Annotated in this window: 17 protein-coding genes and 1 pseudogene; 11 read left to right on the forward strand and 7 right to left on the reverse strand. The window is 68.2% G+C overall.

Annotated features, from left to right (window positions below; genetic code table 11):
- The first annotated feature begins 22 nt into the window (after positions 1-22).
- The 8 genes and pseudogenes from RBT42_RS13595 to RBT42_RS16530 form a co-directional block, all read left to right on the forward strand.
- Complete coding sequence (locus tag RBT42_RS13595; protein ID WP_320366021.1) at positions 23-1,615, forward strand: methyl-accepting chemotaxis protein; 1,593 nt, start codon at positions 23-25, stop codon at positions 1,613-1,615.
- A gap of 38 nt (positions 1,616-1,653) precedes the next feature.
- Positions 1,654-3,003, forward strand: a complete 1,350-nt coding sequence (locus RBT42_RS13600; protein WP_320366022.1) for a hypothetical protein — start codon at positions 1,654-1,656, stop codon at positions 3,001-3,003.
- Positions 3,004-3,036: 33 nt separating this feature from the next.
- Positions 3,037-3,900 carry a diaminopimelate epimerase gene (dapF, locus tag RBT42_RS13605; protein ID WP_320366025.1) on the forward strand — a complete coding sequence of 288 codons (864 nt, stop codon included), beginning with the start codon at positions 3,037-3,039 and terminating at the stop codon, positions 3,898-3,900.
- Between the two features lie 11 nt (positions 3,901-3,911).
- The gene (locus RBT42_RS13610) at positions 3,912-4,592 is read left to right on the forward strand and encodes a DUF484 family protein (RefSeq protein ID WP_320366027.1); all 681 of its coding nucleotides are present in this window, start codon (positions 3,912-3,914) and stop codon (positions 4,590-4,592) included.
- A 40-nt stretch (positions 4,593-4,632) separates the two neighbouring features.
- On the forward strand, positions 4,633-5,643 hold the full coding sequence (locus RBT42_RS13615; protein WP_320366029.1) for a tyrosine recombinase XerC: 1,011 nt from the start codon (positions 4,633-4,635) through the stop codon (positions 5,641-5,643).
- A 147-nt stretch (positions 5,644-5,790) separates the two neighbouring features.
- The gene (locus RBT42_RS13620) at positions 5,791-6,879 is read left to right on the forward strand and encodes an AraC family transcriptional regulator (RefSeq protein WP_320366031.1); all 1,089 of its coding nucleotides are present in this window, start codon (positions 5,791-5,793) and stop codon (positions 6,877-6,879) included.
- 137 nt (positions 6,880-7,016) lie between these two features.
- Entirely contained in the window at positions 7,017-7,847 is an 831-nt protein-coding gene (locus RBT42_RS13625; protein ID WP_320366033.1) for an HDOD domain-containing protein, read from the forward strand.
- 1,086 nt (positions 7,848-8,933) lie between these two features.
- Positions 8,934-9,035 (forward strand): annotated as a pseudogene (locus RBT42_RS16530) (PEP-CTERM sorting domain-containing protein); the annotation flags it as partial.
- Positions 9,036-9,138: 103 nt separating this feature from the next.
- Here RBT42_RS16530 and RBT42_RS13635 read toward each other — a convergent pair.
- From RBT42_RS13635 to RBT42_RS13645, 3 genes are all read right to left on the reverse strand, one after another.
- A complete protein-coding gene (locus RBT42_RS13635; protein ID WP_320366037.1) occupies positions 9,139-9,717 on the reverse strand; it encodes a YceI family protein in 579 nt (192 codons plus the stop codon).
- Between the two features lie 77 nt (positions 9,718-9,794).
- The gene (locus tag RBT42_RS13640; protein WP_320366038.1) at positions 9,795-10,367 is read right to left on the reverse strand and encodes a YceI family protein; all 573 of its coding nucleotides are present in this window, start codon (positions 10,365-10,367) and stop codon (positions 9,795-9,797) included.
- A gap of 52 nt (positions 10,368-10,419) precedes the next feature.
- Complete coding sequence (locus RBT42_RS13645) at positions 10,420-10,980, reverse strand: cytochrome b (protein WP_320366039.1); 561 nt, start codon at positions 10,978-10,980, stop codon at positions 10,420-10,422.
- A gap of 202 nt (positions 10,981-11,182) precedes the next feature.
- On the opposite strand from RBT42_RS13645, the gene RBT42_RS13650 reads away from it, so the two are divergent.
- Both RBT42_RS13650 and RBT42_RS13655 read left to right on the forward strand, forming a co-directional pair.
- Positions 11,183-12,355 carry a GGDEF domain-containing protein gene (locus RBT42_RS13650; RefSeq protein WP_320366041.1) on the forward strand — a complete coding sequence of 391 codons (1,173 nt, stop codon included), beginning with the start codon at positions 11,183-11,185 and terminating at the stop codon, positions 12,353-12,355.
- A gap of 30 nt (positions 12,356-12,385) precedes the next feature.
- On the forward strand, positions 12,386-13,966 hold the full coding sequence (locus tag RBT42_RS13655; protein ID WP_320366043.1) for a response regulator: 1,581 nt from the start codon (positions 12,386-12,388) through the stop codon (positions 13,964-13,966).
- Positions 13,967-13,976: 10 nt separating this feature from the next.
- On the opposite strand, the gene RBT42_RS13660 is transcribed toward RBT42_RS13655, so the two are convergent.
- The 3 genes from RBT42_RS13660 to RBT42_RS13670 are packed head-to-tail and all read right to left on the reverse strand — an operon-like array spanning position 13,977 to position 16,217.
- Positions 13,977-14,480, reverse strand: a complete 504-nt coding sequence (locus RBT42_RS13660; protein WP_320366045.1) for a flavin reductase family protein — start codon at positions 14,478-14,480, stop codon at positions 13,977-13,979.
- Positions 14,481-14,516: 36 nt separating this feature from the next.
- Complete coding sequence (locus tag RBT42_RS13665) at positions 14,517-15,299, reverse strand: class I SAM-dependent methyltransferase (protein WP_320366046.1); 783 nt, start codon at positions 15,297-15,299, stop codon at positions 14,517-14,519.
- Positions 15,300-15,314: 15 nt separating this feature from the next.
- Positions 15,315-16,217 carry a ParB/RepB/Spo0J family partition protein gene (locus tag RBT42_RS13670; RefSeq protein WP_320366048.1) on the reverse strand — a complete coding sequence of 301 codons (903 nt, stop codon included), beginning with the start codon at positions 16,215-16,217 and terminating at the stop codon, positions 15,315-15,317.
- 61 nt (positions 16,218-16,278) lie between these two features.
- On the opposite strand from RBT42_RS13670, the gene RBT42_RS13675 reads away from it, so the two are divergent.
- On the forward strand, positions 16,279-18,378 hold the full coding sequence (locus RBT42_RS13675; protein ID WP_320366050.1) for an ATP-binding protein: 2,100 nt from the start codon (positions 16,279-16,281) through the stop codon (positions 18,376-18,378).
- On the opposite strand, the gene RBT42_RS13680 is transcribed toward RBT42_RS13675, so the two are convergent.
- Positions 18,358-19,158, reverse strand: a complete 801-nt coding sequence (locus RBT42_RS13680; protein ID WP_320366052.1) for a ParA family protein — start codon at positions 19,156-19,158, stop codon at positions 18,358-18,360. The two genes, RBT42_RS13675 and RBT42_RS13680, sit on opposite strands and share 21 nt — an antisense overlap.
- Between the last annotated feature and the right edge of the window lie 5 nt (positions 19,159-19,163).

Here is a 19,163-nt window from a genome sequence, read left to right on the forward strand (position 1 = left end):
CGAGATTGAGGAGTGTCGGCATATGAATCTGATCACCTGGTTGCGGAGATTTTCCATCCGCTCCCGACTCATCACCTGCATGGTCCTGGTGGTGGGCATTGGCACCATCGTGGGCTCCGGCATGAGCTGGCGGCTGTGGTCGCTCAAAGGCGAGTTCGATGACTTCACCCAGCAGGAATTCGCCTCGGTTCAGCGCATGGCCAAGCTGGCCCTGAACCTGTCCTCGCTGCGCGGTCATGAGAAGGCCGCCATCATCAACGCCGGGGACTCGGTCTCGGCGCAGACCGAGGTCAAGGCCTGGCGCGAAGCCCTGAAGGCCACCGAGCAGGCCATGCAGGCATTGCAGGACGTCGCCCCCAACGAGGCCATCAAGACCCAGATCCAGGCGCTGCAACCCAAGCTGGTCAGCTACGGACAATCGCTGGAGCCGCTGCTGAACATGGTGACCTCGGAAGCGGTCACGTCTTCGGCCGAGGCCTACCAGGGCAGCACCGAAGCGCGCGAGGCCGCCGACGGCATCGAGCGTGACGTCAACACCCTCAATGAAAGCATCACCGAGCTGGCCGAAGCACGCCGCACCAAGGCCGCCGAAGGTGTGACGAACACCATCGCGCTGCTGTGGGGCCTGCTGCTGTCGCCCGGTTTCATCTTCCTGCCCCTGATGGCCCTGACCATCCTGTCGATCACCATCCCGCTGCGCCGCGCGGAAGACATCACCCAGGCCATCGCCCACGGCGACCTGACGCACGACATCGAGCCACGCGGCCACGACGAGATCACCCACCTGATGGTGTCGATGAAGCACATGCAAGATGGGCTGCGCGAGATGGTGGCCTCGGTGCGCGAATCCTCCGAGAGCATGCTGACCGCCAGCACCCAGATCGCCGCCGGCAACCAGGACCTCTCCAGCCGCACCGAGCAGACCGCCTCCAACCTGCAGTCCACGTCCTCGGCCATGGACGAGCTGAGCAAGACGGTGGAGAACTCGGCCGACTCGGCCAACGTGGCCAACGATCTGGCCAGCACCGCCAGCCAGCGCGCCGTCGCCGGCGGCGAGGTGGTGGAAAGCGTGGTCACGCAGATGGCCGACATCAGCCAGGCCTCGCGCCAGATCGGCGACATCATCGGCGTGATCGACGGCATCGCCTTCCAGACCAACATCCTGGCGCTGAACGCGGCCGTGGAAGCGGCCCGCGCGGGTGAACAAGGTCGCGGCTTTGCCGTGGTGGCCGGCGAGGTGCGTTCGCTGGCGCAGCGCAGTGCCGAGGCCGCCCGCGAAATCAAGTCCCTGATCGGCAAGTCGACCGAGCGGGTCGAGATGGGCTCGCAGAAGGTGCGCGAGGCCGGCGCCGTCATGACCGAGATCGTGGACGCCATCCAGCGCGTGACCCATGCCATGGGCGAGATCGCCGAGGCCACCCGTCAGCAGTCGATGGGCATCGGCCACGTCAGCCAGTCCATCAACCAGCTTGACCAGATGACGCAGCAGAACGCGGCCCTCGTCGAGGAATCGGCCGCCGCCGCCGACAGCCTGCGCCAGCAGGCCATCAAGTTGTCGCGCACCGTGCAGCGCTTCCACATCGAGGTCAGCGCCAACGCGGCCATCCAGGCCTGATCCCGGCCGGGTCGCCGCGCTCACGGCATACTGCGCCGATGTTCCGACGTCCCTGGCTGGTGGTCTTCTGCGCGCTCGGCGTCAGCGCCGTGTTGCTGCCGGCCGCAGCCCTGTGGGTGGCCGCGCAGGCCCTGCAGCCCCAGCCCATCGCCGCCCCCGGCGCCCCGCTCGCGATCGGCGATCTGCACGCGGCGCGCCGCCTGATTCGCCGCGAGGTGCTGAGCGAGGCCTTCCAGGGCCAGCCCCTGACGCTGTCACTGCAAGCCTCCCAGGCGCGGGCCCTGGTCCAGGACATGGGCGCGCGCGTGCTGCACGCGCCCTCGGCCCTGCACCTGTCCGACCAGCAGGCCGAGCTCGCGGTGAGCCTGCCCATCCGGCAGACACCCTTGCGTGCCCTGCACCCGCTGGGCGACTGGCTGAACCTGCGCGTACGCCTCAGAGCCCCACCCAGCGGGCCACCCGTCCTGCAGACCGTGCAGGTGGGCGAGCTGAACGTGCCGCCCGCCCTCGCGCTGTGGGCCGCGCGACGCATCGCCGACGCACGCGGCCTGCGTGAACTGGCCGAAATCGGCCTGTCGGCCATCGATGCGGTGCAGCTGAGTCCGCACCACGTCTCGGCCACGCTGCGCTGGCGACCCGAGCTGAGCGCCCAGGCCTCGGCCTTGCTGGTGCCGCCCGAGATGGTCCAGGCCCTGTCGCGCGCCCACCATCAGCTGGCGCAACTGCTGAGCCCGCCTGCCTCCGCGTCACCCGCCACCCCCTTGCGCTGGCAGCGCTCCCTGAGCGAACTCTTGCCGCCGATGATGGCCGCCGCCCAGCAGCGCAATCTGGCGCTCGCCTTCTCGGCCTCGGCCCCGCGCCTGCACGACGAGGCTGCCCGCGACAACCGCGCCGTCTTGCTGGTGCTGGGCCTGTACGTCAACCGCGTCTCGCTCGCCACGCTGGTGCCGGCGGCCCGCGACTGGGCGCCCCTGCCCCTGCGCCCCGTGACCTTGCAGGGCCGCGACGACTGGGCCCAGCACTACCTCACCTCGGCCGCCCTGGCCACCGACCTGGGCGGGCGCCTGTCCGACCTGATCGGCATGTACAAGGAGCTGCTGGACGCTGCGCCCCAGAGCCGGGGCAGCGGCTTCAGCTTCAACGACCTCGCCGCCGACAAGGCCGGCGTGCGCCTGGGCCGGCTGGCCGCGCACGAGCCGCAGACCCTGCAAGCCCGCCTCGCCGAAGTCCAGGCCGACACCGAGCTGCTGCCCGATGTGCGCGACCTGCCCGAGTTCCTGACGGCCGCCCAACTACAGCAACGCTATGGCGGCATCGACACCCCGGCCTACCGGGCCGTGATGCAGGACATCGAGCGGCGCATCGCGCAAACCCCCGCCTTGCGCTGACAAGACGGGCGCAGGCGGCGGATAATCGGCGCCATGAAGCTGCCCTTCACCAAAATGCATGGCGCCGGCAACGACTTTGTCGTGCTCGACGCCACCCGCGCGCCGCTGGCACTGAGCCCGGCGCAATACCGTTTCCTGGCCGACCGCCGCTTCGGCATCGGAGCCGACCAGATCCTCATCGTCGAACCCGGCGATCCGACCCGTGGCACCGACTTCACCTACCGGATCATGAACGCCGATGGCGGCGAGGTCGAGCAGTGCGGCAATGGCGCGCGTTGCTTCGCCCGCTTCGTGCACGACAAAGGCCTGACCACCCAGACCACGATCCGCGTCCAGACCCAGAAAACGGTGATCGAGCCGCGACTACAGGCTGACGGCCGCGTCACCGTGGACATGGGCGCCCCCTTCCTGACCCCGGCCGAGGTCCCCTTCGACACGACAGGGCTGACCCCACGCCTGGAATTCGGCTGCGAACTCTGGCCCGTGGCCCTGGCCAACCATCCGGTCGAGCTGGCCGTGGTGTCGATGGGCAACCCGCACGCCGTCATGCGCGTCGACAGCGTCGCCCAGGCCCCCGTCGACGAGCTGGGCCCGCAGATCGAGAGCCACCCGCGCTTTCCCCGCCGCGTCAACGCCGGCTTCATGGAGGTGGTCACGCGCGGCCACATCCGCTTGCGCGTCTACGAGCGCGGCGCGGGCGAGACCCTGGCCTGCGGTTCGGGCGCCTGCGCGGCCGTGGTCGCCGGCATCCGCCTGGGCTGGCTGGACGCCACCGTGGACGTGGACATGCCCGGTGGCCGCTTGACCATCAGCTGGGCCGGCCCCGGCACCCCCGTGATGATGACCGGTCCCGCCACCACCGTGTTTGACGGCGTGATCGACGTTCCCGAACTGTGAGCATCCCTGACATGACCTTGCAAGGCATCACCGAAGACGAGATCGCCAACTACCTCGTCCACACCCCGGCCTTTTTCGAGCGCAACGCCGCCCTGCTGTCCAGCATCCAGCTCACCAGCCCGCACGGCCAGCGCGCCGTCTCGCTGCAGGAGCGCCAGATGGAGATGCTGCGCGACAAGATCCGCGGCCTGGAAAAGCGCATCATGGAAATGATCCGCCACAGCCAGGACAACGAGGCGATTGCCGAGCGCCTGCACCGCTGGGTGCGCGCCGTGCTGCTCGCCCACGACAACGCCACGCTGGCCGATGTCATGCTCGAGCAGCTGCGCGAGCTCTTCCTGATCCCGCAGACCGGGGTGCGCGTCTGGGGCACCGAGGCCCACCCGCTGCGCGCCGAGCTGAGCACGCTGGCCTGCACCCAGGCCGTGAGCGACGACGCCCGCAGCTTTGCCGCCAGCCTGAACCAGCCCTACTGCGGCCTCAACGCCGGCTTTGAAGCCAGCAAGTGGCTCGACGACAGTGCCAGCATCACCTCGATCGCCCTGATCCCGCTGCAGCACGAAGGGGCCTGCTTCGGCCTGCTGGTGCTGGGCTCGCCCGACGCCACCCGCTACAGCGCCGACATGGGCGTGGACTTCCTCATCCAGGTGGGCGACGTCGCCAGCGCCGCCCTGGCGCGCCTGCTGGACTGAGCTGCGGCACCGAGGCGGACGCACACACCGGCTCCCGACCATGTCTGCGCCTGACCCCACCCGCGCCGCCGTGGCCCCGCCGGCACCGCCACCCCTCATCACCCGGCACCTCGACCATCTGCGCATCCAGCGCCGGCTGGCCGAGCGCACGCTGGCCATGTATGGGGACGCCTTCCGGCGCCTGCACGCCTTCTGCGTCCACGAAGGACTGGACCTCACCGCCGTGCGCCCCCACCACGTGCGCGGCTGGACCGCCCGCCTGCACGCGCAAGGCCTCGGGCCACGCAGCATCGCCATCACCCTGGCCGGCTGGCGCGGGCTGTACAAATGGCTGGGACGCGAGGGCCTGGTGCACCTGAACCCGGTCGAAGGCATCAAGCCCCCCAAGGCCCCCAAGCCTCTGCCCAAGGCCCTGCCCGTCGACCAGGCCGTGGCCCTGGCCACCCACCAGCCCGACGACCCCAGCGACGCAGCCGCGTCGCCGGCCGCGGCCACCCGCGCCGCCCGCGAAGCCCCCTGGCTGCAGGCCCGCGACCGCGCCATGATCGAGCTGCTCTACAGCAGCGGCCTGCGCAGCGCCGAACTGCTAGGCCTGGACGTGCAGGCCAGCCCGCAGGCCGCCGGCTGGATCGACCTGGCCGGTGCCGAAGCCCATGTGCTGGGCAAGGGCAGCAAGCGCCGCAGCGTGCCGGTGGGCCAGGCGGCCCTGCAGGCCTTGCGCGCCTGGCTGGACCTGCGCGCATCCCTCACACCTCCGCAAGACGAAGCCCTGTTCCTGAGCCGCCTGGGGCGCCGTCTGACCCCGGTGCAGTTGCGCAACCGCCTGCGGCAACTGGCCCAGCAAGCCGGCCTGCCCACCCACGTGCATCCGCACATGCTGCGCCACAGCTTCGCCAGCCACCTGCTGCAGTCCAGCGGCGACCTGCGGGCCGTGCAGGAGCTGCTGGGCCACGCCCACATCAGCACCACGCAGGTCTACACCAAGCTCGACTTCCAGCATCTGGCCCAGGTGTACGACGCCGCACACCCACGCGCACGCCGCAAGAACTGACCCCCCCCCAATCGAGGGATGCAGCCGCCAATAATTCCGCAAATGCGAATCGTTTGCCGGAAATGTCATGGGAAATGGGACGATGCCCGTCGCACGCCAACCGAAAACGGACATAATTTATTGTCAACTTTCGGAGTGCATCGCGTTATGGTCACCAAAGCAGCCAGCAAACCCACATGGGACTTCCGTCGTGGCGCGGCCACCGCCCGGGTGCTCATCCAGTTGGGACTGGATCGCGGGCTGACCCTGGACGCCCTGTTGCGCCACACCGGCCTCGGCCCGGCGCTGCTGGACGACCCCGAAGGCCAGCTCGAAGCCCAGCAGGAGATCCAGCTGATCCGCAACCTGCTGGCCGAGCTGCCCCAGGTCGAGACCTTGGGCCTGGAAGCGGGTACGCGCTACCACGTCACCACCTACGGCCTGTGGGGCTACGCGGTGCTGAGCAGCCCGACGCTGGGCAGCGCCTTCGGCATGGCCGCCCGCATGCTCAACCAGACCTTCTCGCTGAGCACCAACGAGGTCGAGCAGCTCGGGGACCAGGTCATGATCAGCTACCACGTCGAGCACCTGCCCCCGGACATCCGCCAGTTCGTCCTCGACCGCGACCGTGCGGCCGCCGTCACCCTGCAGCGCGAAATCCTCGGACAGCCCATGCCCTATCGCGCCATGCTGCTGCGCCGCCCGGAGCCCTCGCCGCAGATGGTCGAGGCCTACACCCAGCTGTTTGGCGTGCGCCCCCTGTTCGGCCAGCCGCAAGACCGCAGCCTGTTCGATGCCAGCCTGATGCACCAGGCCTTGCCGCAGGCCAACGCCCACACCAAGCGCCTGTGCGAGGACATGCTCAAGAAGCTGATCGATGCACGCAACCAGCGCACCGGCGTGGCCGCCACCGTGCGCGACCGCCTGCTGCGCAACCCGGGCCAGATCCCCGACATGGAAGAAGTGGCCGCCGAGATGCGCATGACCTCGCGCACCCTGCGGCGCCACCTGACGGCCGAAGGCGCGACCTTCCGGGGCCTGCTCGAAGAGGTGCGCTCGACGCTGACCGAAGAGCTGATGGGCGGGGCCAACCTCACCCATGGCGAAATCGCCGAGCGCCTGGGCTATGCCGACGTCACCACCTTCATCGAGGCCTTCCGCCGCTGGAAGGGTGTGCCGCCCAGCGAATACCGTCGCGCCAGCGGACTGACCAACCACCACCCACGCCTGAGCCGCCGCCGCTTCATCCCCCGCTGAGGACGCGCACACCCGGTCAGCCTCTTGACGCGGGCGCGGCGAGGCGCCGCAGAGCCATGTCAGACTCAGGGCATCTGCGCTTCACGACCAGGCGCGAATGCCCCTAGACTGATGTGGCCGCCATCTCCGAGTGTGTCATGACCATCGATCCGCAACTGCGCAACCTCAACATCGACCTGCCCGCCTGCCCGGGCACCTTGGTCAAGCTGTCCCTGCTGATGGCCGACGAGCATTGCGCCATCGACCCCCTGGCCGCCCTGATCGAAACCGACATGGCACTGGCCTCGGCCGTGGTGCGCACCGTCAACTCCGCCCTGTTCGGCCTGCTCAAGCGCGTCGAGACCGTGCACGAAGCCGTGCGCTATCTGGGCATGTCCCAGGTGGCCGGCCTCACCTACGAGATCGGCCTGCGCGGCGCCTTCCCACCCAGCCCCTCGCTGCAAAGCATCTGGGACCGTGCCGGGGTGCGGGGCCTGGCCATGGGCCGCATCGCCCGCCAGCTCGACGTCGATCCCTGGCAGGCGCACACCTCCGGGCTGTTTGCCGAAAGCGGCCGCGCCGTGCTGTATGCCCACGACCGCGAGCGCTACGTCGCGCTGGAGCAGCAGGCCCATGACGAAGCCGAGCTGTGCGCCCGCGAAATCGAGACCTTTGGCGTGGGCCACGCCGCCTTGGGTGCCGCCCTGTGTCAGTCCTGGGGACTGTCCCGCGAGGTCACCGACAGCGTGCGCGCCCGCACCAACAGCCCCGGCCAGTGGACCCAGGAGCGCCCCACCGTCCAGAAGCTGCTGGCCATTGGCCACGCGGTCGACCTGCTGCTGCTCAACCCCGCCACCAGCGGTGCCCCCCAGGCGGTCTGGGCCGAGATGGAGCCCCTCGCGCATCAGGTCGGCCTGCACTTCCAGGCCTTCCAGCTCGCCACCATGCGGGTGTGCGAAAGGCTGAACCTGCAGGCAGGGCACACCTGAGGCGTGAGCGCATAGGCCTGAGCGCCGGGCCGAGGGGGATGCATCCCGTTACACGGCGCCCCCTGTTCGCTTGATTGACAGGCCTTGGCCGGCCTCAGACGATGGCGACTCCTCATACAAAATCAAGGAGTTGCCATGTCCGACATGGTTCGCATGGGGCTGCGCCCCGCTTCGCTCGCATTGGCCGCATCCCTGTGCTTCGGCGTCAGCGCACAGGCCGCCACCGATCCCATCGTGTCTCAGGCCACCCTGAGCCTGAGCGGGCTGAGTTTTCAGCTGATCGACCTCACGCCGGGTGATGGCATTGCCCCCAGCCTGAGCTTTCAGACTCAGGGACGCATCGACACCTGGCAAACCGCGTACGACGAGGCGACCGACACCTACAGCCATGTCGGACCGCAGTTCCAGAACAGCCTCTTGCCCTCGACGCCGCTGAACTACGTCGGCCCCGATGGCCTGAGCACCGTGACCAGCACCGCCAACAGCGTGACCCTGCAAAGTCAGATCCCCTTGTCGCAGATTCTCCCGTCGGTGACCCCTCCGAACGTCGACGGCATCGATGACTATCTCAACAACAATGTATCGACGAGCACCGACTTGGCCGTGGGTGAGTTCAGCCCCGAGGCCTTGCAGCCGTTCACGCTGAGCGCCGGGACGGTTCTGGTGGTGCGCGGCACGCTGTCAGGCAGTTTCGCCCTCGACGCCACGGCCCTCCAAGCCGAGTTGACCGCCAACGGGTACGCCGACTGGTCTCTGTACCATTCGGCCTATTCCGATGGCGCCTTCATCATGGCCGCCCAGCTCAACGATCTGGCGGATGCATCGGGTGTCATCTCGGGTCTGAGCGGCAGTCAGGTCAATGGCATCGTCACGAACTTCTGGAACGACGGCACCAGCTACCTGAGCAACACGGATGGCGAGTTGCTGCGCCAGGTGTCCGCTTCGAAGGACTTCGAGTTCACGCTGACCAACCTGGGGAGCAGCGACATGACCGGGGTGCTCGCCCTGAGTCTGATGGCTGGTAGCAACCTGAGCCTGTCCGCCAGCCGCCCCGGCCTCTGGACCCCGCCGATCGACCTGCCGCCCATCGACGTCCCCGCCATCCCCGAGCCCGCCACCTACGCCCTGATGGGTCTGGGCCTGGTCGGTATCGCGGCCGTGGCGCGTCGCCGCCGTCACACCGCCTGATCGCGCGCAAGCACCCAATGCAAAAGGCCGGCTGCATCACGCACCCGGCCTTTTTTTGTCGTCGGTGCGTCACCGATTCAGGCGACGCCTTCCCGTCTGACGCTTACTGCTTGACGGCTTCGACCTGGATCACCAGCTTCACATCGTTGGGGATGAAGGGCAGGCCATAGGTCATGCCGAACTTCTCGCGCTGGATGGTGGTTTCAAAGTCGCCACCGCACACTTCGCGCTTCAGCATCGGGTTGTCGTAGCAGCCGAAGTGGTTGGCCGACAGGGTCACCGTCTGGGTCTTGCCCAGCAGGGTCAGGTCGCCCACCACGGCGCTCACCTTGTCACCGTTGAAGATGAAGCGCGAGCTCTTGAACGTGGCCTTGGGGAAGGCTTCGGCGTTGAAGAAGTCCTTGCCCTTGAGGTGACCGTCAAAGTTGGCGGTGCCGGTGTTGATCGAAGCCATGTCGATCGTGATGTCCACCGAGCCGGTCTTGGCGGCTTTGTCCAGGGTCACGGTGCCCGACTTCTTGTCGAAGCGGCCGCGGTTGGTCGAGGTCCCGAAGTGCTTGGCTTCGAAGGTCACGAAGGTGTGCGTGGGGTCGATGGCGTAGGTGGCCGGGGCGGCGTGGGCGACACCTACAGCAGCCAGGGTGGCAGCGGCCACAACGGAAGCGATCACGGTACGGGTCATGTCAGATCTCCTGAGAAGTATGCGTGCCGGGTCGGCACTGGGAAAAACAGCAAAGAAAGAAGACGAACGTCGGCCGATCAAAGCGCCGGCACGCCCTGCAGCACCAGCTTGAACTGCACCTGCACGTCGTTGGCGACGATGGACGTGTCGGTCCAGTCGCCCTCGCCAATGCGGTAGTCCAGTCGCTTGAGCGTGAAGGCGCCTGACGCCGTGCTCAGGCCCTTGGCCTGGGTCAGCGTCACCGGCACCACCAGGTCACGCGCCTGGCCCTTGATGGCCAGCTTGCCGCGCACCTGGAACTTGCCACCGCCCAAGGCCTGGATGGCGCTGGACTGGAACGTGGCCTTCGGGAACTTGGGCACATTGAACCACTCGGCCTTGGGCAGCTCGGCATCGGCATCGGCATTGAGCGCGACGCTGCCCAGGTCCAGTTCGAAAGCGATCTTGCTGGTGGCCAGGGCCTTGGGGTCGAAAGCGACCTGGGCCTGGAAGCGCTTGAAACGTCCTTGCAGGGGCACGCCCAGCTGCTTGGCCACGAAGGTGACTTCGCTCTGGGCCGGCACCAGGGTCTGGCCGGCAGCGTGGGCCGACAGGCCCCCGGCGGCGGCACTGAGCGCCACAGCGCTCAACAGGGTACGGCGAGAAAACATGGTCGGCATCCTTGTGAAACAGAGGGAGAAAACAGGCCCGGCACAACGACTCTCAACGGCCAGGACGCATGCGGTCGATCAGGCCGTCGCGGTCGACGAACTGGTGCTTGAGGGCCGCGGCCACATGCAGCACCACCAGGCCGATCAGGCCATAGGCCGACAAGGCGTGCAGGGGCTTGAGCACCTGCGCCAAAGGCTCACTGACCGGCACCCAGTCTGGCAGCGGCAGCACGCCGAACCACACGATGGGGTAGCCCTTGGCCGAACTGTAGGCCCAGCCCAGCAGCGGCACCGCAAAGAACAAGAGGTACATCAGGTGATGGGTGCCATGGAAGGCCACCCGCTGCCAAGCCGGCATGGCCCGCTCAATGCGCGCCGGCAGCGCAGGCGGGCGGTGCGTCAGGCGCCACACCAGGCGCCAGACCGACAAGGCCAGGATCGCCACCCCGGCCCACTTGTGCCAGTTGATCAGCTTGAGCTTGGCCAGGGAAAACGGCAGATCGGCCACGTACACCCCCACCGCGAAAACCGACAGGATGCACACCGCCAGCAGCCAGTGCAGCACGATGGCCATCAGGCCGTAGCGCGGCTCGGTGGAAGTGTGGGAAATCATGTCGGCCCTCTCCAGGAAATCAGCTTGATGCACATCACTTTAACGCCCCCCTTTGGCCCCAGGTTGAGAGGGGTTCACACCTCGCTTCAATTTTTTTGAATGCGACACCCCGCCGCCTGCGGGTTTTACCCTCCCCCCTATTCCCTGGTTCGGGCTTGTGTCCGCGTTCCCAATGGCACATGATGGTGTCAAAACCGTCGACATGCACGCACCTGCCTTTTTCCACCAGTTCGCGGCCCTGCTCCTGGGCTCGGAGCGCAAGCAACAGCTGCGCATCTCGCGCTCCCTGACCGCGGCGTTCGTCTTTCTGGCCTGCATCGGCCTGCAGATTTACGCCTATCGGCACGGCTTCATGGAGGTGCAGTACGTCTGGCGCCTGTCCATCGTCATCCTCGTCAACATCGTCTTCTGGTACGCCCTGCTGCGTTCCGGGCTGAACCTGCGCTTTCGGGATCCGGCACTCACCTTGCCCCAGGTGCTCGCGGCCCTGACCATCATCGTCTACGCCTACTCGGTGACCGGGCGCATCCACGGCTCCATCATGATGCTGCTGACCCTGGTGCAGGTGTTCGGCATCTTCAACATGAGTCAGCGTGATTCGCGCCTGGCCGGTTTGTACAGCCTGGGCCTGATGGGCTGCGCCATGGTCTACAAGACCCAGACCGATCCCGAGAACTACCCCTACCAGGTCGAGATCGCCCACTTCATCCTGATCGCGGCGATCCTGCCGACCATCTCCAGTCTGGCGGGACAGCTCAACAGCATGCGCACCCGCTTGCAAAGCCAGAAGAACGAGCTGGCCCAGGCGCTCACGCGCATCCAAATCCTGGCCACCCGCGACGAGCTCACCGGCCTGTTCAACCGCCGCCACATGCTCGAGGTGCTGACCCAGCACCAAAAGCGCCTGATCCGCTCAGGCCACCACCGCTTCTGCTTGGCCTTGCTCGACATCGACCACTTCAAGCGCATCAACGACACCCACGGCCATGGCGTGGGCGACGAGGTGCTGCGCGAGTTTGCCGCCACCTTGCAGCGCGCTCTGCGCGACACCGATGTGCTGGCCCGCTGGGGCGGCGAGGAGTTCCTGCTGCTGATCAACGACACCTCCCCCGAGCTGGCCAACATCGGCCTGGATCGCGCCCGCGACATGCTGGCCACCAGCCCGCTGCTGGCCCACATGCCCGAGCTGAAGGTGACCTTCTCGGCCGGGCTGACCGGCTACGACGACGTGGAAGAGCTGAGCACCTGCATCGAACGCGCCGACCGGGCCCTGTACCGGGCCAAGTCCGAAGGACGTGACCGCACCGTGATCGGCGACACGGCCCCCTCTCAAGTGGGAGCGGCGAGCACAGCGCGCCTGGCAGCGGCACACTGATGCCCTGCCTGTCATCCGGACGCTCCGCCCATGCCCAGCTTCGAGGCCCCATCCCCTGCCGAGGGTGATGGCGCATATTCCCAGATCTTTCAGGCCCTCGACATCGGCCTGATGCGGGCCAACCTCGAGGGCTACATCCTGGAGGTCAACCCGCGCTTTGCCACCCTGCTGGCACGCGACACCGACAACTTGGCGATGGTCGGCCTGCACCTGGCCGACATCATCGGCCCGGAAGACCTGAGCACCACCCTGGCCCAAATGGAGGCGGCCCTGGCTGGCGAGCACACACCCTGGATCCTGCCGCCACGCCAGACCCAGGTCGATGGACGGCGGGTGTGGATGAGCCTGGAGGTGACGCTGCTGCGCGATGCCCAGGGCCAGCCCCTGCAGTTCGTGGGCATCGCCCATGAGGGCCCGCCCCCGGCCGACACCCTGCCCGACACCTCTGCCACGCCCGCCCCTCACCCCGACGGACAGCCCCACGCCGGCTTCGACGTGATCGCGGGCATGAGCCATGCCTTGCGCACCCCCCTCAATGCCATCCTCGGGTTCGCCCAGCTCCTGCAGGTCGACCCCACGCAGCGCCTGAGCCCTGCTCAAAGCGAGAAGGTCGCCCACATCGAGCAAGCCGGCGCCCACCTGCTGGCCCTGCTGTCCGACGTCATCGACGTCGCCCGCCTCGAAGCCCAACGCCTGCCCCTGCAGATCGAGCTGCTCTCGCTGGCACCCCTGGTTCAGGAGGCCCTGCTCGGCGTCGCGGCCGAAGCCGAGCAGGCGCGCGTGACGCTGCGCGTGCGCCTGCCCGAGGAAGCCCTGTTCGTCTGGGCCGACCGCGATCGCCTGCGTCAGGTCCTGCTCAAAATTCTGCACCATGTCCTGCGCCTGCCCGGCAACTGCGCCCACGTCCTGCTGGAAGTTCAGGCCCTGCATCACCAGGTGGACGTCACGGTCAGCGACACCGTGCACGAGCTGAGCGCGGCGCAGCAGGCCACCTTGTTCCAGCGGCCCGCCGCGGGGCACGACCCCGGCGACGGCACGCAGCTGGGCCTGCACATCGTCCAGCGCCTGGTCGCGCTGATGCAGGGCCGCATCGAGGTCAGCAGCGCGACGGGCGTGGGCACGCTGCTGCGCGTCTGGTTGCCGCAGGGCCAGACCCTGCAGCCGCTGCCCGACGACGCCTTCGCCCCCACCCGCTCGGCCTTCGGTGATCTGGAAGGGATGGCGGGCGATCACCCGCTGACCGTGCTCTATGCCGAAGACAATGCGATCAACATCGAGCTGGTGCGTCAGGTGATGCGCATGCGGCCACAGTGGCGCCTGGAGGTGGCCTACTGCGGCCAGGACGCCATCACGATGGCCTTGCGCGACCCGCCCGACCTGCTTTTGCTCGACATGCACCTGGGCGACATGAGCGGGCTCGATGTCTCGAACGTGCTCGCCCGCCAACCCTATACCGCCGACATCCCGCGCGTGGCGCTGTCGGCCGACGTGCTGCCGGAGCGGGTGCGCGAGGCGCGTGCCCAGGGCTTTGTGGACTACCTGAGCAAACCGCTGGACGTGGGCCGCCTGCTGCGGCTGCTCGATCGCATCTCCCAGCTCAAGGCGCAGTGAGTGCCCGGGCTCAGCCCGCCAGTTCGGTGAAGAAACGGCCCCCGTGGAACACCAGCGGGGCCACGCCGACACGGCGGCGGCAATGCGCCACGCGCCCGACAAACACGATGTGGTCCCCGGCCTCGTGCTGGCCATGGTGGCTGCACTCGAAAACCGCGGCCGCCCCGTCGATGACCGGCGCGCCGGTCAGCCCGGGACGCCAGGGCGTGCCCTCGAAGCGGTCGATGCCGCGACGGGCAAAACGCTCGGCCAGCAGACGCTGATCGGCCGCCAGCACATTGATGGCGTAGTGCGTGGCCGAGCGAAAGCCCGGCAAGGTCATCGACTGGCAACCCAGGCTCCACAGCACCAGCGGGGGCGACAGAGACACAGAATTGAAGGAGTTGGCCGTCAGCCCCACCAGTTGCCCCTGCGCATCGCGCGCGGTGACGATGGTCACCCCGGTGGCAAACTGGCCCAGCGTCGCACGCAGCTCTTCTGGGGTGAATGGGGGCGAATCGGGCGGCAGGCTCATGTCGGCTTTCGTGGCAAGGGGCACAGTGTAGTGCGCTCAGCGGCGGCGTGCCGGGCTCTGGCGATACACCCACACCGCGCGCCCGCCCGGCAGGTCCAGGCGCGCGTGCGCGGGCACCGGCCGGCCCTGGTCGTCCACGGCTTCGAACGCCAGGCTCACCAGCCAGGTGCCGGCGCGCATCTCGGCGCGGGCCTTGGCCCAGGCGCGGGGCATGGTCTCGGGACGCTGGAACAGGTAGACCAGGTCACAGTCGCCCCAGTCCTCGGCCCACATGTCGCCCTGGCGCACCTGGGCAAAGCGGCAGCGCCACGCCGCCACGGTGCGCCACAGCCAGCTCCACTCCACCCCGGTCAGCCGGGCCTGCGGATAGGCCGCATGCAAGGCGATCAGGCCATCGCCCATGCCGCAACCGGCGTCGTGCACGCGCGCCGTGGGCGTGCGCAGGGGCGCATGGCGCGCCAGGTCCTGCAAGGCGCCGCGGGGCGTGGGAAAGACCGGGGCGTCACGCCAGGCGCGCAGCGGGTAGGCCAGCAGCAGCACGGCCAGGGGCAGCAGCCACCAGGCTGCCGCCACGCCGGCCCCCTGGCCCAGGGCCAGCACGCTCAAGGGGAAGCCGCCGGCCACCCACAACTTCCGCCAGCCCGTGCCCGCCACCACGGGCGCCAGCGCGGCCAGTGCACCCAGTGCTGTCGGCAGGCCCAGGCAGGCCCACAGCGGGGCACCTGCGGCGCGCAAAGCCCAGGCCAGGGCCCAGGCCCCGGCCCACGCCCACAAGGCCGCCAGGGGCCAGGTGAGCAGGCGGGTCAAGCCGGCGTGCATGCGCACCGGCGGAGATCAGGCTTCGCCGCGCCCACCGCGCAGCTTGTCGATCAGGCCGTTGAGCTCGTCGAGGCTGCCGAACTGGATCGCGACCTCGCCTTGCAGGCCGCGTGCGCTCTGACGCTTGGTGCGGATCTCGACCTGGGCGGTCAGCAGGTCCGACAGCTGCTCTTCCAGGCGCTGCACGTCGCGCGACTTCTCGCTGGCCACGCGCAGCAGGGGCGCCTGGCGACCGACGCCCTGCACCTTGGCGACGAGCTTTTCCGCCTCACGTACATTGAGCTTCTTGGCGATCACCTCGTGGGCGGTGGTGATCTGCAGGGCCTTGTCCAGCGGCAACAGCGCGCGGGCGTGGCCCATGTCGATGTCACCGGCCATCAGCATGCTCTGCACCGGCTCGGCCAGGTTGAGCAGGCGCAGCAGGTTGGACGCGGCACTGCGCGAGCGGCCCACAGCCTGCGCGGCCTGTTCGTGCGTGAGGCCGAACTCGGAGGTCAGGCGCTGCAGGCCCTGGGCCTCTTCCAGCGGGTTGAGGTCTTCGCGCTGGATGTTCTCGATCAGGGCCATCGCGGCCGCGGCCTCGTCGGGCACGTCCTTGACCAGCACCGGCACCTCGCTCAGGCCGGCGAGCTTGGCGGCGCGCGAGCGGCGCTCACCGGCGATGATCTCGTAGCGGCCCGCACCAATGGGTCGCACCAAGATGGGCTGCATGATGCCCTGGGCCTTGATGCTCTCGGCCAGCTCGTAGAGCGAGCCCTCGTCCATGCGCGTGCGCGGCTGGTACTTGCCCGCCTGCATCAGGTCCAGCCGCAGGACCGAAGGTGCCCCCTCGGCCGATGCGGATGCGGTGTCGCTGACTTTGGGGCCCAGCAGGGCCTCCAGGCCCATGCCCAGGCCTTTGGATTTCTTGGTCGCCATAGATCAGGATTGTCCCTTGTTTCACCCCCATTGCCGGCCCCACGCTCCCATAATGGCTCACATGGATGCACACGGCCCCTCCTCTGCCGCCGCGTCTTCCGGCCCCTCGGGGGCGGCAGCGCCAGATGAGCTCGTCCGTCTGCGCACCGCCCTGGCCCTCAGCCAAGCCCGCGAGGCCGAGTTGAACGCCGCTTTGCAGGCCCAGAACCAGTTGGTGCAGGGGCTGAGTCGTCATGTGCCCGGCGGCCTGATGATGCTGGACCGCCTGCCCGACGGCCACCGCCGCGTCCCCTACGCCAGCGACGGCCTGTTCACCCTCTTCGATCTGGACCCCGCGCTCGGACAGGATCCCGACGCCCTCTTTGTCGCGTTGGTGCAGCGCTTGCACCCCGAGCACCGCAGCGTGCTCCCGCGTTGGGAGGCCGAGGCAGCGGCCGGCGCGCCGGTGCTGAGCGGCGACTTCCGGATCGTGTGCGCCAACGGCGAAGAGCGCTGGATCGCCATGCAGTTGGGCATCCAGCTCAACCACGATGGTCACCGCATCTGGTACGGCATGCTGCAGGACGTCACGGTGCGCCAGAAGATGGCCCACCGCCTGCTCGAGCGCGATGTGCTGCTCAAGAGCCTGGGGCGTAACCTGCCCGGTGTGCTCTTCAAGGTGTGGGTGTCGCCCCAGGGAGAACCGCATCTGCAGTACGTGAGCGCCCAGGTCAAACCGCTGTACGAGCTGCCGGACGACACCCAGCCGGGCGACTGGACGCGCCACTACGAACGCATCCACCCCGATGACGTGGCCGGCGTGCGTCGCCTGATGATGGCGAAGGACCTCGACACCAGCAAACCCATCTCCTACGAGTACCGCGTGCTGCTGCCCAACAAGGGGCTGCGCTGGCTGGCCGGTCAGGCCATGCCCATGCCCGAGACCGATGGCAGCGTGTCCTGGTACGGCTACACCTCGGATGTCACCGAGCAGAAGCTCTATGCCGACGCCGTGATCTCGGCCGAGGCCGCCGAACGCGCCAACCGCGCCAAGAGCGAGTTCCTCTCACGCATGAGCCACGAGCTGCGCACCCCGCTCAATGCCGTGATCGGGTTTGCGCAGCTGCTGCAACTGGACCGCAGCATGGAGTTCGGCGAAACGCAGCGCGGCCATGTGCGCCTGATCGAAAAGGCGGGCCAGCACCTGCTGTCGGTGCTGGGTGACGTGCTCGATCTCTCACGCATCGAAGCCGGCAGCCTGCCGCTGAACATCACGGCGCAAGACAGCGCCCACGTGGTCGACGACGCCCTGCACCTGGTCTCCGATCTGGCCCGCCGCCACCGCATCACGCTGCACACCGAGGGCATGGTCCCGCAGCTCACGGTGCGCGCCGATCGGGTGCGTCTGCGTCAGGTGCTGGTCAACCTGCTGGTCAATGCCATCAAGTACAACCGCCCAGGTGGCCAGGTGGCGCTGAGCAGCTGGCAAGACGGCGGGCGCATCCTGCTGGAGGTACGGGACTCCGGCATCGGCATGGACGCCACGCAACTGGCCCACCTGTTCGAACCCTTCAACCGCCTCGGAGCCGAGCGCACCGGCATCGAGGGCACCGGCATCGGGCTGGTGATCGTGCAGCGCCTGGTGACGCTGATGCAGGGTCAGATCGAGGCCCACAGCGTGCCCGGTCAGGGCAGCTGCTTTCGGATCTGGCTGCCGGCCGCTTCCGACACCCCCGTCGACTCTGGCGCCATGCCATTGGACAACGCACCGACCACCCCACCCTCGGACATGCCCATGACCGCCACCATCCTCTATGCCGAAGACAACGAGGTGAACGTTCTGCTGGTGCAGGAAGTGATCCGCATGCGCCCCCAATGGCAGCTGCTGGTGGGCCGCAATGGCGCCCAGGCCCTGGCGCTGGCCCAGGCCCATCCGCCCGACCTGATGCTGGTGGACATGCACCTGGGCGACATGAGCGGCTTCGATCTGGCCGACGCTCTGGACCGGGATGGCCGCCTGCGCCAGGTGCCGCGCGTGGCCCTGTCGGCCGATGCCATGCCCGACCGCATCCATGCGGCCGAGGCGCGCGGCTTCAAGGCCTACCTGACCAAGCCGCTGGACGTGATGGCCTTGCTGCGCTGCCTGGACGAATGCCTGCCCTCAGGCCTGAACGCCCACTGAGGCAGGCGCCGGGGCCTGTGCCGCCCGGGCCACGACCTCGCGGGCAAAAGCCACAAAGGCCTGCGCCCCCTTGCTGGCCGGATCGAACACCACCCCGGGGACGCCATAGCTCGGCGCTTCGGCCAGGCGCACATTGCGGGGGATCACGGTGTCGAACACCTTGTCGCCGAAGTGGCCCTTGAGCTGATCGCTGACCTGTTGCTGCAGTGTGATGCGTGGGTCGAACATGACCCGCAACAGCCCGATGAGCTGCAGGTCGCGATTGAGGTTGGCGTGTACCTGCTTGACGGTGTTGACCAGGTCGGTGAGGCCTTCGAGCGCGAAGTACTCGCACTGCATCGGCACGATCACGCCATGCGCACAGGTCAGGCCGTTGAGGGTGAGCAGACTCAAGGACGGCGGGCAGTCGATCAAGACGAAGTCGTAATCGGCCGCAGCAGCCTCCAGCGCGGTCTTGAGGCGCCGGTCACGGCGCTCCAGCGTCACCAACTCGATCTCGGCGCCGGCCAGTTCCCGGTTGGCGCCCAGCACATCGTAGCCGCCCTTGGGACTGCGCACCCGCGCCTCGGCGATCGTGGCATCTTCCAGCAGCACGTCGTAGACGCTGTGCGTCAGGGTGCGCTTGTCGACACCCGAGCCCATGGTGGCGTTGCCCTGGGGGTCCAGGTCGATGATCAGCACGCGCTGACCGATCTGGGCCAGGCCAGCGGCCAGGTTGACGGTGGTGGTGGTTTTGCCCACCCCGCCCTTTTGGTTGGCAATGCAGAAGATGTGCGGCATGTCGG

The sequence above is a fragment of the Aquabacterium sp. genome (assembly GCF_034003525.1).
Classification (GTDB): domain Bacteria; phylum Pseudomonadota; class Gammaproteobacteria; order Burkholderiales; family Burkholderiaceae_C; genus Aquabacterium.

Excerpts from the sequence above, each read along its gene's own strand:
- RBT42_RS13595 (WP_320366021.1), top strand. The coding sequence starts at position 23 with ATGAATCTGATCACCTGGTTGCGGAGATTTTCCATCCGCTCCCGACTC.
- RBT42_RS13600 (WP_320366022.1), top strand. The coding sequence starts at position 1,654 with ATGTTCCGACGTCCCTGGCTGGTGGTCTTCTGCGCGCTCGGCGTCAGC.
- dapF (WP_320366025.1), top strand. The coding sequence starts at position 3,037 with ATGAAGCTGCCCTTCACCAAAATGCATGGCGCCGGCAACGACTTTGTC.
- RBT42_RS13610 (WP_320366027.1), top strand. The coding sequence starts at position 3,912 with ATGACCTTGCAAGGCATCACCGAAGACGAGATCGCCAACTACCTCGTC.
- RBT42_RS13615 (WP_320366029.1), top strand. The coding sequence starts at position 4,633 with ATGTCTGCGCCTGACCCCACCCGCGCCGCCGTGGCCCCGCCGGCACCG.
- RBT42_RS13620 (WP_320366031.1), top strand. The coding sequence starts at position 5,791 with ATGGTCACCAAAGCAGCCAGCAAACCCACATGGGACTTCCGTCGTGGC.
- RBT42_RS13625 (WP_320366033.1), top strand. The coding sequence starts at position 7,017 with ATGACCATCGATCCGCAACTGCGCAACCTCAACATCGACCTGCCCGCC.
- RBT42_RS13635 (WP_320366037.1), bottom strand. The coding sequence starts at position 9,717 with ATGACCCGTACCGTGATCGCTTCCGTTGTGGCCGCTGCCACCCTGGCT.
- RBT42_RS13640 (WP_320366038.1), bottom strand. The coding sequence starts at position 10,367 with ATGTTTTCTCGCCGTACCCTGTTGAGCGCTGTGGCGCTCAGTGCCGCC.
- RBT42_RS13645 (WP_320366039.1), bottom strand. The coding sequence starts at position 10,980 with ATGATTTCCCACACTTCCACCGAGCCGCGCTACGGCCTGATGGCCATC.
- RBT42_RS13650 (WP_320366041.1), top strand. The coding sequence starts at position 11,183 with ATGCACGCACCTGCCTTTTTCCACCAGTTCGCGGCCCTGCTCCTGGGC.
- RBT42_RS13655 (WP_320366043.1), top strand. The coding sequence starts at position 12,386 with ATGCCCAGCTTCGAGGCCCCATCCCCTGCCGAGGGTGATGGCGCATAT.
- RBT42_RS13660 (WP_320366045.1), bottom strand. The coding sequence starts at position 14,480 with ATGAGCCTGCCGCCCGATTCGCCCCCATTCACCCCAGAAGAGCTGCGT.
- RBT42_RS13665 (WP_320366046.1), bottom strand. The coding sequence starts at position 15,299 with ATGCACGCCGGCTTGACCCGCCTGCTCACCTGGCCCCTGGCGGCCTTG.
- RBT42_RS13670 (WP_320366048.1), bottom strand. The coding sequence starts at position 16,217 with ATGGCGACCAAGAAATCCAAAGGCCTGGGCATGGGCCTGGAGGCCCTG.
- RBT42_RS13675 (WP_320366050.1), top strand. The coding sequence starts at position 16,279 with ATGGATGCACACGGCCCCTCCTCTGCCGCCGCGTCTTCCGGCCCCTCG.
- RBT42_RS13680 (WP_320366052.1), bottom strand. The coding sequence starts at position 19,158 with ATGCCGCACATCTTCTGCATTGCCAACCAAAAGGGCGGGGTGGGCAAA.